Below are 12,622 nucleotides of genomic sequence, written 5' to 3'. Positions count from 1 at the left end.
TGAATGCACTACTGAACTTGTGATTATGGTATAATATTTAACATGGTGATATTATGAAAAATATAAAAGAATATAAAACAAATTCCGTCGATGAAACAATTCAGTGCGGAAAAACATTAACAGAAGCATTTACAAAAGGAGCGTTGATTGCTCTTGCTGGTGATTTAGGAGTAGGGAAAACTGCATTCACAAAAGGAATTGCATTAGGACTTGATATTACTGAAGCAGTAACGAGTCCGACTTTCACGCTTCTCAAAGAATACGAAGGACGTCTAAATTTAAAACATATTGATGCCTATCGATTGGAAGGTATCGACTCTGACTCTTTGGGTCTATTCGATCTTATTGATGAGGGGAATGTAGTGGTATTGGAATGGAGCAATTTTTTAGAAGACCTTGATTTTGCACCAGATTATATTGTGACAATTGACTATGTTACGGAAAATGAGCGTTTGATTAGAATTGAGGAACTTTCATGAATACATTAATTATTGATACATCACATACTTTGTTAGCTGTAGGATTGGTTATTGACGAGGTGTTAGTTTACAATTACCAAGAACAAGTTAATAAGTCTCACTCTGAGCAATTACTTCCAATTGTAGATGCAGCATTAAAAGCACATGGTATTAATCCACTTGAGATTAATAATGTAGTTTTAACTGTTGGACCAGGTAGCTATACTGGTCTCAGAATAGGAATGACTTTTGTGAAGACCTTTGCAATTGCGAATCCAAATTTAAACGTCTATACCGTGAATACACTTGCAAGTCTAGTCGGTAATAAGTCTGGGTTTGCATTTATTGATGCCCGATCCAAGCGAACATTTGGTGCCTATGTGGATAATGGTGTTGTTCGTGATCAACGTGTCTATATGATTGACGAAGTAACTCAAATAAATGCGGAGTTGTATGGAGACATAGACTTAATTGAAAATGACAAAGAAAAACGTTACGGTTCAATTTTGGAGAACATTGTTTCCATTAAGCAATTGTGGAAACCTGTAGCATCAATTGATACACTTGTTCCTGATTATCTCAAATGATACGCAGAGCAACACAGCGAGATTTAATTCAAATCGTTGGTATTGATGAAAAGGCACTTAACAATCACTGGTCGCTCCAGACCTATCATGATGCAATAAATAATGACAATTATTGGTTTTTTATTTCTGAAGAGAAAGCACTAATCAATGGTTTCGTAATTGTACTTAATCTTGATACGGAGGCGGAGATATTGCAAGTTGCAGTTTTACCGCAGCAACAACGTCAAGGTATTGGTACTTTACTGCTAAACCACGTTGAACAAGAAATGCAGTATCGAGGTTCAATGTTTCTTGAAGTGGCTTCAAATAATGTCAGTGCGCGTGCACTGTACTCACATTTAGGTTTTGAAGATATCGCTGTTCGTCACAATTATTATGATGATGGTACGGCTGCACATATCTTAAGGAAGGATTTAAAATGAAAATATTAGCAATTGAATCAAGTTGTGATGAAACTTCAGCAGCTGTCGTTGAAAATGGTCAAGACGTATTAAGCAACGTTGTCTCAACACAAATAGATATACATAAACAATTTGGTGGTGTGTTTCCAGAAGTTGCATCCCGTCTACATGTTGAAAAAATAAACTTTGTAATAAAAGAGTCACTGGAAAAAGCTGATGTAACATTTGACGATATCGATGCTATTGCCGTTACTGAAGGTCCTGGTCTAGTAGGGTCATTGCATGTAGGCGTTACCGCTGCAAAATCGCTCGCATGGGCATTGGATAAACCGCTCATTCCTGTTCATCACATTGCCGGACATATTTATGCAAATAAACTTTCTGGTACTTTGGATTTTCCGTTATTATCACTCGTTGTTTCTGGTGGTCATACTGAATTAATTTATATGGAAAGTGATTATCATTTTGAAATTATTGGAAAAACTCAGGATGATGCAGTTGGCGAAGCCTATGATAAAGTAGCGCGTCTTCTTGGACTTTCATATCCGGGTGGTCCTGTTATCGATAAGATGGCTCAACAGGGTAAGGCAAACTATATCTTGCCCAAAGTAAAAACAGAAAATCCATTAGACTTTTCTTTTAGTGGTCTTAAATCTGCAGTTCGCCAGTTGACCTTACGGGAAGAACGCAATGAACGTCCTGTTATTGTGGAAGATGTTGCATATGCATTTCAACATGCTGCGGTAAATGAACTAGTGTCACGAGTAAAATTAGCACTCGCATCGTATGATGTGAAAACACTTGCATTAGCAGGCGGTGTTGCTGCGAACTCTGAGGTTCGAAAACAAATGAATGAATTAAAAGATACTTATCCGGAACTTAACATTCTTCAACCACCTTTGTGGGCATGTATGGATCAAGCAGCAATGATAGGACTTGCTGCATTTACAGCATTTGAAAAAGGTGCGCGTGCAACTTGTGAATTAACAGCACAATCTAACAAACAACTCCAATCTTATTAATATTTTCACATTCTATCACTACTGACTTTGTGATATGATTTACACGGTGGTGATAACATGATTAATCAAATCAATTCAAATAATGTACCAAAAGCAACAATGCAGCGTTATCCAATATATCTTAAAGCGCTTCGAAAACTCTATAATATGGGTGTAGAACGTATTTTATCTCGAGAGTTGTCGTTGTTTGTTGATATCGAATCAACAACCATTCGACGTGACTTTTCCTTTATTGGATCTCTTGGAAAACAAGGATATGGCTATGACGTGAAGACGCTTATTGACACCTTTGATAACCTATTAGGGGTTAGCTTTGATGAGGAATTAATTCTTGTTGGAGCGGGGAATCTTGGGCGTGCAATCTTGAACTATAACCGATGGAATCATGTTGTCGGTGAAATTTCATGTGCATTTGATATTGACCCAAACAAATTAGGTGAAGTATCGGATATTCCGATTTACCATATGAGTGAACTCGAAGAGCGGATTCCAAAAGGATGCCGCATTGCAATAGTAACTGTATCTAAAAATGTTCAAGAGACTATTGATCGTCTTGTAGATTTAGGAATCGTCGGGATTGTTGACTTTTCAAGTGAGCATATTCAAGTTCCTAAAGATGTTGTCGTAAAAACTGTTGATGTTGTTTCGACAATTCAGGAGCTAATCTTCCAAACAAATAATATTCGATAATAAGAGGTGTAGAATGATATCGTATTTAACAATTAGAGAAATATATGACTTAATGTCTTATGGATCAGACATCGAGATAGATGCCATTGAGTATGTGCAACTTCAAGGATGGATTCGTACCAATCGTAAAGGTAAAAATGTTGGTTTTATCGAATTGAATGATGGAACTTACTTTAAAAATGCCCAATGTGTTTATGCTGCTGAGATTTCCAACTATGATGAAATCGGTAAATACGGAACTGGAACTGCGATTACAGTTACAGGAAAGTTTAAGCGTACACCAGATGGTCGTCAGCCTTTTGAAATTGACGTAACTGAAGTAATTTTAGAAGGGGCTGCATCGTCAGACTACCCAATGCAAAAGAAACGTCATAGCTATGAATATTTACGAGAAATTGCGCACTTACGCACTCGTACTAATACCTTTATGGCTGTCTTTAGAGTACGTTCAGTATTATCCATGGCAATTCATGAATTCTTCCAAAACCAGGGATTCGTGTATGTTCATTCGCCAATTATTACTGGAAATGACGCTGAGGGTGCGGGAGAAGCTTTTGTAGTTACAACCCGTCACGATGATAAATATGAAGAAGACTTCTTTGGTAAAAAAGCGAGTCTAACAGTTTCAGGACAATTGCATGGTGAAGCATTTGCGCTTGCATTCCGCGACATCTATACATTTGGACCAACATTTAGAGCAGAAAAATCAAATACTGCACGTCATGCGAGTGAATTCTGGATGATTGAACCAGAGATTGCGTTTGCGGATCTAGAAGATAACATGAACCTAATTGAAGATCTTGTAAAATATACGATTGAGTATGTTTTAGAAAATGCTCCAGAGGAGATGAAATTCTTCAATGAACGTATTGATACAACGATTCTTGAGCGTCTCAATGGAATCGTAAATAGTGAATTTAAACGTATGCCATATACGGAAGCAATCGAAATCCTTGAAAAAGTAAATGACCGTTTCGAGTATAAAGTTGAATGGGGAAGTGACCTTCAGTCAGAACATGAACGCTACTTGAGTGAAGAAGTTGTTAAGGGTCCTGTATTCTTAACAGACTATCCGAAAGACATTAAATCATTCTACATGCGATTGAATGATGATGGAAAAACGGTAGCAGCATGTGACTTACTGGTCCCTTATGTTGGGGAGTTAGTTGGTGGATCACAACGTGAAGAACGTTTGGATCTTCTTGAAGAGCGCATGGACGAGTTAAACATTCCAAAAGAACACTTACAGTGGTACTTAGATTTACGCCGTTATGGTGGCGTTAAACATGCAGGATTTGGAATCGGATTTGACCGTTTCCTAATGTACATTACCGGTATGCAAAACATTCGTGATGTTGTGCCATTCCCACGTACACCAAGAAATTTAGAATATTAAGCGTGAGGTTTCTATGGACTATAGATCAAACTATGTTCCGAAGACTAAAAAAGTGAACTACAAACTTGTAGTTCCTTTTCTGTTTGTATTGGCATTACTGATTGTTTATGGGATTAATGCATTGCGCCCTACACCTGTAGAGAATCAAGAACAATTCGCATTCTGCCGTATGACACCAGAAGAGTCACGGAGTGTGATTAAAAAGAATTTAACCGATAATGTGATTGAGTTCTCCGATTATGGCGTCTACGGGCAATCTTTGGGCTTATATGGAGCAGATTATCAAGTGACTACTGCAGACCCATTCAATGGACGTACAGTCTTCCTAACTAACCTTTGCACGGGTACAGAACAAGTGTTCCTTATGGGTGCGGAGTTGGATGCGAAGATTCCAATGAACGCACTGGATCCCGGATTCTACATTATCGAAGTCAGTGTTGGGTTTGAACGTTCACGTCTTATTGCAGATGAAAAAATGGATGAAGTCTTTCATGCTACATCTCGTAGTGGAGAAGCACGAGAAGTACGCTTAATCGCAAACAAAAATTTATTTAATACAAATGAAGAAACAATTATGGATCAACACTATGCATTTTTAGATGTGAAAAATACGCAAATAGATGCGAATACTTATGACGTAGTACTTGACCCAAGTGGTCTTTATGACGATATGGGCATGATTCTACATGGTAGTGAGTTTAAGGATTTTGTTGAGTCAAAAGAAATGTACCGTATGGCGGAAGCTATTGAAGCACATCTGACCAGTGCCGGCTACAAAGTGAAAATTGTTCGTGAGAAAGATAAACCTCGCGATACTAATGATGTGAATGGCCGTCTCCATGCTGGTTATTTAGCGGATGCAAAATATTATGTGAACTTAACAATGTTGCAGCAACCATATCCTAAGGAAACAGGAGCATCAATTATATATTCAAGTCATGCAACAAGCCGTATGGCATCGACGATTGCGAAACAGCTTGAAGCACAAACTACACTCGAATTGTTTGACTATGGTTCTAATGAAGGAATCGTGCAAACATCCAAGGTAGAAGGTTATGATAATAACGCTAAAATTCGTGAAGCAGGCGGTCGTTTTACGGGTGCAGGTGTACTCGAAGAATTTAAAGAATGGAATATTTTTGCCAAAGACAGTAATCGTGGAATGCAAGGAACTGTTATTGAATTTGGCTACATCGAAGACACAAAGGCCTACACAACTTGGTTTGCAGAGTTTGATCAAATTGCGAAGGCTGTCGCGGATGGTATTGCCATTGAATTAGCAAGTTAGGTGAAAGTATGATCGTACAAGTTAGAAATGCTACAAAATCTTTTGGTTCGCAAGATCTATTTAAAGATCTCAATATGCTGATCAAAGAAAATGAAAAAGTAGCACTTATTGGTGCAAACGGTGTTGGTAAATCAACACTTTTTCACGTGTTGTCGGGAGAAATTACGTTGGATGAAGGGGATGTCTTTTGGAAGTCAGGTGTGCGCACAGGATTTCTCGAACAAATTCATGTAACCCAGGATAGTATTCTCGTTAAGGATTATTTTGATGAGGTCTTCCAAGATGTTTTCGAACTTCAAAACCGTCTGAATGAACTGGAACTGATCCTTCAGGAGGATCCAAGCGAGAAAAACTTAAAACAATTTGATCGGGTTCAACATGAATTCTTGCGTCGGGGCGGATATACCTACGAGACGGAAATCCATACAATTCTGACACAGTTTAATTTCTCAGTTGAAGATCTCAATCGTTCGTTAAGCACATTTTCAGGTGGTCAAGTAACGCGTTTGGCGTTTATCAGACTTCTTTTAAGTAAACCAGATATTCTCTTTTTAGATGAGCCAACAAACCATTTGGACATATCAACGATTGAATGGTTAGAAGGTTACTTGAATAAATACGATGGTGCAGTGGTTGTGGTATCTCATGACCGCTTGTTCCTTGATCGTGTATGTAATGTTGTTGTTGAAATCGATGATTATCAAGCGACACGATTTGAGTCGAACTATTCTGGATATCTCAAACAAAAAGAAGTCATGATTGAACGTCATAATGTTAAATATGAGAATCAACAACGCGAAATTGAGCGGCTTGAAAAATTAATTGAAAAGTTCCGATACAAACGAAGTAAAGCTGCATTTGCGCAGTCAAAAATTAAATATCTAGACCGCATGGATAAACTCGAAAAGAAAACTGAGTCGAAACGTGAATTTAAAGCAGATTTCAAAGCGCGTTTACGTGGCGGAAAAGATGTCTTGACTGCTAATGAACTTCAAGTTGGTTATGATAAACCGTTGTTAGAGTTTAGTGGTATCTTTAACCGTGGTAAACGGTATGCCATTATTGGTGATAATGGAACTGGTAAATCAACGCTGCTTAAAACTATTTCAGGTCGTATGGAACCATTAAGTGGAGAGGTTCTTTTGGGACATCAAATTGAAATGGGATACTTTGACCAACAATTGTTGGAGTTTAACATGAATAAAACGGTCCTTGAGGAGGTCTGGGATGGATTTCCGGAACTTGATCATACTGAAATTCGTACAGCTTTAGGACGATTCTTGTTTAAAGGAGAAGAAGTGTTTAAATCTGTGGGTGTTTTATCAGGGGGCGAGCGGGTTCGTTTGGCCCTAGTTAAGCTCATGTTGAAACAGGATAATCTTTTAATTCTTGATGAGCCGACAAACCACTTAGATATCCAAGGGAAAGAAGCATTAGAAAAGGCTTTAAGTGATTATGATGGGACGATGATTTTTGTATCCCATGACCGTTACTTTATCGAGAAGATGGCAACGGACACATATGTCATTAAAGATGGTGCGATAACACACACTGAAAAGAAAGTGACTGAAATTCTTGCGGAGTCGAAACAACAAGTTGATGAGCAAAAAGAAATCAATAAGCTTTCATATCAGAATATTAAAAAAATGAAGAATCGTATTAAAAAAATCGAGGAAGAACTTGTTGAGTTATCTGAAGATTTAGAAGTGCATCGCGAATTGCGTTTTGATCCCGACTATTATCACGACTTTGAAAAAATGGATGAACTTAATGCAGTAATTGACGGTATTCATAATGAAATCAAACACCTCGAAATCGAGTGGGCAGAGATTGCTGAGGCTTTAGAAGAGAGTAACAACGGATAGGGCTTGGTTAATTAGATTTTATTGTGTATAATGAGAATGGAAAAAAAAGGAGTAGGTATACTATATGGCTAAATGTTTAGTGGCTCAATCAGGTGGGCCAACATCAGTTATTAACGCAACCGTTGCGGGTGTCGTTAAAGCAAACCAATTAAACCCAGTCTATGACACAGTCTTAGGTGGTCTTCATGGAATCGAAGGAATTCTTGATGAACTATTTGTGGATCTTACACACATGAGTGAGGACGAAAACCGTGTGTTACGTCAATCACCTTCAAGTGCTTTAGGTTCATGCCGTTACAAATTAAAACGTGAAAACAAAGCAGATTTCGAAAAACTCTTCGCAATCCTTGAAAAACACGATATCCGTACAATGTTCTATACAGGTGGTAACGACTCAATGGATACAGTTGCTGCTCTTGATGAATATGCAAAAGCAAACGGAATCGAAGGTTTCCAATTTGTTGGATGCCCTAAAACAGTTGACAATGACTTAATGGTCATGGATCATGCTCCTGGATTTGCTTCAGCAGCTAAATTCATTGCAACAACAGCTTACCAAACATGGATGGACTCAACAGTCTATACGCGTCAAGATGTTTTCATTCTTGAAACAATGGGTCGCGATGCAGGTTGGTTAGCAGCGAGTGCATGTGTTTCAGGTATCGTTGATATGGTCGTTCTTCCAGAAGTACCATTCGATAAAGAAGCATTCTTAGCAACTGTTAAGAAACATGTTGATGCAAAAAACAAATGCTACATCGTTGTCAGTGAAGGGGTACGTTACGAAGACGGAACATACCTTGCAGCTGGAGAATCAAAAAATGATACATTCGGACATGCTGTTTTAGGTGGTTCAGGTCACGCATTACGTGAAATGATCCTTGAAGCAGGTGTATCAGAACGTGCTAAAGTTCAAGACTTAAGCAACGCACAACGTTCACATGCAAGTGAGCAATCAAAAGTTGACGTTGAAGAATCATTCAAACTTGGAATGTCAGCACACATGCGTTCAATCGATCCATCATTTACAGGACAAACTGTATATGTTAAACGTATTGAAGGCGAAACATACGACGTAGAATTCTTAGCAACTGCATCAAGCAATATTGCAAACCACGTACGTCACTTCCCAACAGAGTGGATCTTACCAGAATATGCTGGAATCACTCAAGAAGCTCATGATTACTTTGCACCACTCTTAGTAGGTCAACCAGAAATCATGCGTGATGAAAAAGGATTACCACGCCAAGTAAAACCTTACTACATGCGTTAATAAACCTTAAAGCCATTGCTTGTGAGCAATGGCTTTTTCTTTTGACAAAAAATTATGCATGATGAAAGCGTTTAGATGCACGATAACCGCTATATAAGTTGACTATATCGCATACAAGTGGTTTAATTTAGATGTACACGAAAAACACAATTCAATATTGATTTTTTGTGAAACGAGTTCTCAAAGTTACAAATTCAAGTTTTTGAATGGGAAGGGAATTTGTAAGAAATCTTGAGGTGCTTGACGGGTTTTATAACTTGTATACCAATTCAAAGTCTTCTTAGACACAAAAAAACCCACTCTTAAGTGGGTGAATTGTTTAATTGGCGGAGAAAGAGGGATTTGAACCCTCGCGAGCTATGAACTCCTATCGGTTTTCGAGACCGACCCCTTCAGCCTCTTGGGTATTTCTCCAACGTGATGATTATAGCAAAAATAATTATCAAATGGAATAATATTCTTGAAATTCAAAAAACTTAGGAGTATTATTGATTTTGTCTTTTTAAGGAGGGACAGTTTATGGATGATTACATTTTACAGATTCTTAAAGCGAATTCAGTAGCTAAAGACCAAGTGAAAGACACACTTGACTCTCATGCAGATGGGCTAGAAGCAATCAAAGAAATGAAACAAAAAATTGATCAAGAATTGGAAACATATTTAGCAACAGAAACTGAGTCTATCTTAAACGAAACAGATTCATACCGTGCATCGATGAAACCCAAATACGATCAAGAATATCAAGAGCGTGTCTCAAACCTTGTTGATCGATTTAATGGTGCCAAATCCGAATGGTACTCAAAGCTGTATGAAAGGATAACCCTTCCAGATGGCAAGTGATTATGCAATGGCTGCGAAGGCACGTTCTTTGTTTTCTCAACATTTAACGGCTGAGCAATATCGTATAATGACAAACTATAAAGATGTCCCAAGTATTGCAGCATATCTAAAAAATGATACGCGCTATGCACAGGTATTGGATGGCATCAACGAATCGTCGATTCACCGTGAGGTTTTGGAACAAAAAGTTCGTATCATGGGACAGGTTGAGTTTGTTAAGTTAATGCATTACGTGAAAGTTAATCGGGTAAATTTCTTTTCCTACTATACAAAGCGTCGTGAGATTGAACAAATTTTATTTGTTTTACACTCGATTGAATCGGGTGTTGATCATCATGTGAATTACTACATTGATGATATTAATGAAATGTTGTCGTTTGACGTACATAAGTTAGCAGAGTTAAAAAGCTTCTCTGCATTGCATGATTTTTTAGAACTTACAGATTATCGAGGTGTCTTGACGGGACTTCTTGATGAAAATGTTGATATTGGGAAATGTGAATATGAACTGAATGCTTATTACCAAGATTTCTTTAAGAAACTAATTCAAAAAGAACCAAGTAATAAAGATATTCAAGATGCCTTCAATCTTGAAATTGAATTGAAAACAATTGGCTATGTGTACCGTCTCAAAAAGTATTATGATACGCCTGCCGAAGATATCCTTGCAATGATCCATTATGAACCATACCTCATCCCTGTTGCGCGTATGGAAAAATGGATTCGTACCATGAATGCAGAAGAGTTCTTAGATGCTTTTCATAAGTCACCTTATGGTAAATACGTCGAAGCACCAGAAGAAGTCAATATTGAATTGCATCTCAACAATATTCGTAAGTTAATTGCGCAACACTATTTGCGGTTTACAACGAATACGAATTTAACCATGCTTTCATATATGACATTACTAAGCTTTGAAATTGATAATATAATTGATGTCATTGAAGGTGTTCGATATCAAATGAATTCCGAGGAAATTATGAAGTTGCTTACGAAGTAGGAGGTGTTTCTGTGGCAATTGAAAAGATGCGTTTGGTGTTAACCGTGACGACGCCAGACAATGTCTTGAATATGATAAGTGCGATAAAAGAGTATGAGCATTTCCATCCCGAATTGTCGACGGATGTTATGACTAACGATGATGGTGGTGAGCCGTATGTGGCAGATCATATCTATGAAGCTTATTTATCAAGGATTGAGCATTTAATACACGAATATGATATTCATATCAAACCAACATATGTAATAGATATGGATTTAGAAACTGTTGAAAAAAATATTGCAGCTGCGGAGGCGGTATGTGATAAGAACGTGGCGATTGCAACGACTATTTCAACATTACACAAAGATGATAAGATTGCGTTGGAGAACTTGCAGTCCTATCCACTTGATGAATTGGATGAAGGTTTCATTACATTTAAATTTGGACGGATGCCGCTTAATTCGTTTCAAAAGTTAACCTTGTATCATAGCGAAGAGTTTGTGTTTACAGAATTACATCGTAATAAGCACAATGCGTGGATTATCTATGTATGTCTTAAATCAAAAGAAGAGCATTTTGCTGAGTTCTTTGAGTCAATGTATTTTGAACCTATAACGATTCCAGAATCACGTGAGAAAACACTTGCATTTGATTTTGCAGGGCTTCTTAACGAAACCTATGGCTACGTTAAAGAACAAGCAGAACGTGAAGCTTTCTATAAATATATTTCGGTTTACAACGGTCAAACAACAATGACTGGTTTTGTATCTGAAGGAAACTTGGAAGCGTTTGATCAATTATTCGATGATCGGGTTAAAACGTATGACTTCCCACCAGAAATCCAAAAAGAAATTCTGGCGCCAACAGCATTAAAGAATAATTGGTTCTCATACCCTTTTGAAATGCTTGTTGAAATGTATGGACTTCCAAAATATGGAGAATATGATCCAACGCGTTACTTTGCGATTACGTACTCCCTATTATTCGGAATGATGTTTGGAGATGTTGGACAAGGACTCGTAATTGTCTTGGTCGGATATTTGCTTGCTAAGAAAAAAGATATGATGTTAGGACGCATTATGTTCCGCTTGGGATTCTTCTCAATGTTCTTTGGAATAATTTATGGTTCAGTGTTTGGAAATGAAGAATTGCTGACGCCGTTCTTAAAACCCTTGGGTCTTCCGATTCATGTTGCGAGTCCAGACTTTACAAGTAACCTCTTGATTTCTACAGTTGGAATCGGAGTTGTCCTAATTCTTGGATCGATATTGATAAATATTATTGTGTCGTTGAAGCACAAACGCTATACTCGAGCTTTATTCTCGCAAAATGGACTTGCAGGACTAATGTTCTATGGGTTTATGATGGCTTGGATAGTAACAATGACATTGGGATATTCAATTATGAACCCCCTCACAATTATTGTGTTTATTGTTATTCCACTCTTATCAATACTCTTCCACGAACCTTTATCAAATCTAATTGCAAAAATGAAGGTTACGCCGCAAGAGGGTTGGGGTGGTTATATAGTGGAAGGCTTCTTTGAATTGTTTGAAGTTTTACTTGGATTTGTGACCAATACATTGTCGTTCTTACGTGTCGGTGGGTTTATCCTTAGTCACGCAGGGATGATGAGTGTCGTTATGGTTTTAAAAGATATGTCAGGTGGTGCAGGATTTATCGTCTTTATTATCGGTAACATCATTGTCATCGGGCTTGAGGGTCTAATCGTAGGGATCCAGACATTACGTCTACAATACTACGAAATGTTTAGTCGTTATTATGATGGTGGCGGTAAGCCGTTTAAGTCAGTTAACTAA

12 protein-coding genes and 1 tRNA gene are annotated in these 12,622 nt (G+C 37.8%); 12 read left to right on the top strand and 1 reads right to left on the bottom strand.

Annotation, left to right across the window (positions count from 1 at the left end; genetic code table 11):
• Nucleotides 1-53 precede the first annotated feature (53 nt).
• The 9 genes from tsaE (at nt 54) to G7061_RS07800 (ending at nt 8,980) form a co-directional block, all read left to right on the top strand.
• Nucleotides 54-479, top strand: a complete 426-nt coding sequence (gene tsaE / locus G7061_RS07840) for a tRNA (adenosine(37)-N6)-threonylcarbamoyltransferase complex ATPase subunit type 1 TsaE (RefSeq protein WP_166120289.1) — start codon at nt 54-56, stop codon at nt 477-479.
• Nucleotides 476-1,045: a tRNA (adenosine(37)-N6)-threonylcarbamoyltransferase complex dimerization subunit type 1 TsaB gene (tsaB, locus tag G7061_RS07835; protein ID WP_166120285.1), complete on the top strand. Its 570-nt coding sequence runs from the start codon at nt 476-478 to the stop codon at nt 1,043-1,045. Before tsaE ends, tsaB begins: the two co-directional genes overlap by 4 nt.
• Nucleotides 1,042-1,467 carry a ribosomal protein S18-alanine N-acetyltransferase gene (gene rimI, locus G7061_RS07830; RefSeq protein ID WP_166120282.1) on the top strand — a complete coding sequence of 142 codons (426 nt, stop codon included), beginning with the start codon at nt 1,042-1,044 and terminating at the stop codon, nt 1,465-1,467. Before tsaB ends, rimI begins: the two co-directional genes overlap by 4 nt.
• On the top strand, nt 1,464-2,468 hold the full coding sequence (tsaD, locus tag G7061_RS07825) for a tRNA (adenosine(37)-N6)-threonylcarbamoyltransferase complex transferase subunit TsaD (RefSeq protein WP_159641459.1): 1,005 nt from the start codon (nt 1,464-1,466) through the stop codon (nt 2,466-2,468). Before rimI ends, tsaD begins: the two co-directional genes overlap by 4 nt.
• 57 nt (nt 2,469-2,525) lie before the next feature.
• Nucleotides 2,526-3,158, top strand: a complete 633-nt coding sequence (locus tag G7061_RS07820; protein ID WP_159638018.1) for a redox-sensing transcriptional repressor Rex — start codon at nt 2,526-2,528, stop codon at nt 3,156-3,158.
• A 13-nt stretch (nt 3,159-3,171) separates the two neighbouring features.
• A complete protein-coding gene (gene asnS, locus G7061_RS07815) occupies nt 3,172-4,554 on the top strand; it encodes an asparagine--tRNA ligase (RefSeq protein ID WP_159641460.1) in 1,383 nt (460 codons plus the stop codon).
• A gap of 13 nt (nt 4,555-4,567) precedes the next feature.
• Nucleotides 4,568-5,842 carry an N-acetylmuramoyl-L-alanine amidase gene (locus tag G7061_RS07810; protein ID WP_159641461.1) on the top strand — a complete coding sequence of 425 codons (1,275 nt, stop codon included), beginning with the start codon at nt 4,568-4,570 and terminating at the stop codon, nt 5,840-5,842.
• 8 nt (nt 5,843-5,850) lie between these two features.
• The gene (locus G7061_RS07805) at nt 5,851-7,707 is read left to right on the top strand and encodes an ABC-F family ATP-binding cassette domain-containing protein (RefSeq protein ID WP_166120277.1); all 1,857 of its coding nucleotides are present in this window, start codon (nt 5,851-5,853) and stop codon (nt 7,705-7,707) included.
• Between the two features lie 64 nt (nt 7,708-7,771).
• The gene (locus G7061_RS07800; protein ID WP_159641463.1) at nt 7,772-8,980 is read left to right on the top strand and encodes a diphosphate--fructose-6-phosphate 1-phosphotransferase; all 1,209 of its coding nucleotides are present in this window, start codon (nt 7,772-7,774) and stop codon (nt 8,978-8,980) included.
• Nucleotides 8,981-9,304: 324 nt separating this feature from the next.
• Here G7061_RS07800 and G7061_RS07795 read toward each other — a convergent pair.
• Nucleotides 9,305-9,394, bottom strand: a tRNA-Ser gene (locus G7061_RS07795).
• A gap of 105 nt (nt 9,395-9,499) precedes the next feature.
• Here G7061_RS07795 and G7061_RS07790 point away from each other — a divergent pair.
• Genes G7061_RS07790 through G7061_RS07780 form a run of 3 tightly spaced genes read left to right on the top strand, consistent with a single transcriptional unit; the run spans nt 9,500 to nt 12,622 of the window.
• Complete coding sequence (locus tag G7061_RS07790; protein ID WP_159638007.1) at nt 9,500-9,820, top strand: hypothetical protein; 321 nt, start codon at nt 9,500-9,502, stop codon at nt 9,818-9,820.
• A complete protein-coding gene (locus G7061_RS07785; RefSeq protein ID WP_159641464.1) occupies nt 9,810-10,820 on the top strand; it encodes a V-type ATPase subunit in 1,011 nt (336 codons plus the stop codon). The genes G7061_RS07790 and G7061_RS07785 overlap by 11 nt, the downstream gene beginning before the upstream one ends.
• A gap of 11 nt (nt 10,821-10,831) precedes the next feature.
• A complete protein-coding gene (locus tag G7061_RS07780; protein WP_166120272.1) occupies nt 10,832-12,622 on the top strand; it encodes a V-type ATP synthase subunit I in 1,791 nt (596 codons plus the stop codon).

Source organism: Erysipelothrix sp. HDW6B (assembly GCF_011301115.1).
GTDB classification, from domain to species: domain Bacteria; phylum Bacillota_I; class Bacilli_A; order Erysipelotrichales; family Erysipelotrichaceae; genus Erysipelothrix; species Erysipelothrix anatis.
Note: the sequence above shows the minus strand (reverse complement) of the source record. Positions and strands in the feature narration are given on the sequence as shown.

Coding starts and splice junctions, on each gene's coding strand:
- tsaD (WP_159641459.1), top strand. CDS start 1,464: ATGAAAATATTAGCAATTGAATCAAGTTGTGATGAAACTTCAGCAGCT.
- G7061_RS07790 (WP_159638007.1), top strand. CDS start 9,500: ATGGATGATTACATTTTACAGATTCTTAAAGCGAATTCAGTAGCTAAA.
- G7061_RS07805 (WP_166120277.1), top strand. CDS start 5,851: ATGATCGTACAAGTTAGAAATGCTACAAAATCTTTTGGTTCGCAAGAT.
- tsaB (WP_166120285.1), top strand. CDS start 476: ATGAATACATTAATTATTGATACATCACATACTTTGTTAGCTGTAGGA.
- asnS (WP_159641460.1), top strand. CDS start 3,172: ATGATATCGTATTTAACAATTAGAGAAATATATGACTTAATGTCTTAT.
- G7061_RS07810 (WP_159641461.1), top strand. CDS start 4,568: ATGGACTATAGATCAAACTATGTTCCGAAGACTAAAAAAGTGAACTAC.
- tsaE (WP_166120289.1), top strand. CDS start 54: ATGAAAAATATAAAAGAATATAAAACAAATTCCGTCGATGAAACAATT.
- G7061_RS07820 (WP_159638018.1), top strand. CDS start 2,526: ATGATTAATCAAATCAATTCAAATAATGTACCAAAAGCAACAATGCAG.
- rimI (WP_166120282.1), top strand. CDS start 1,042: ATGATACGCAGAGCAACACAGCGAGATTTAATTCAAATCGTTGGTATT.
- G7061_RS07785 (WP_159641464.1), top strand. CDS start 9,810: ATGGCAAGTGATTATGCAATGGCTGCGAAGGCACGTTCTTTGTTTTCT.
- G7061_RS07800 (WP_159641463.1), top strand. CDS start 7,772: ATGGCTAAATGTTTAGTGGCTCAATCAGGTGGGCCAACATCAGTTATT.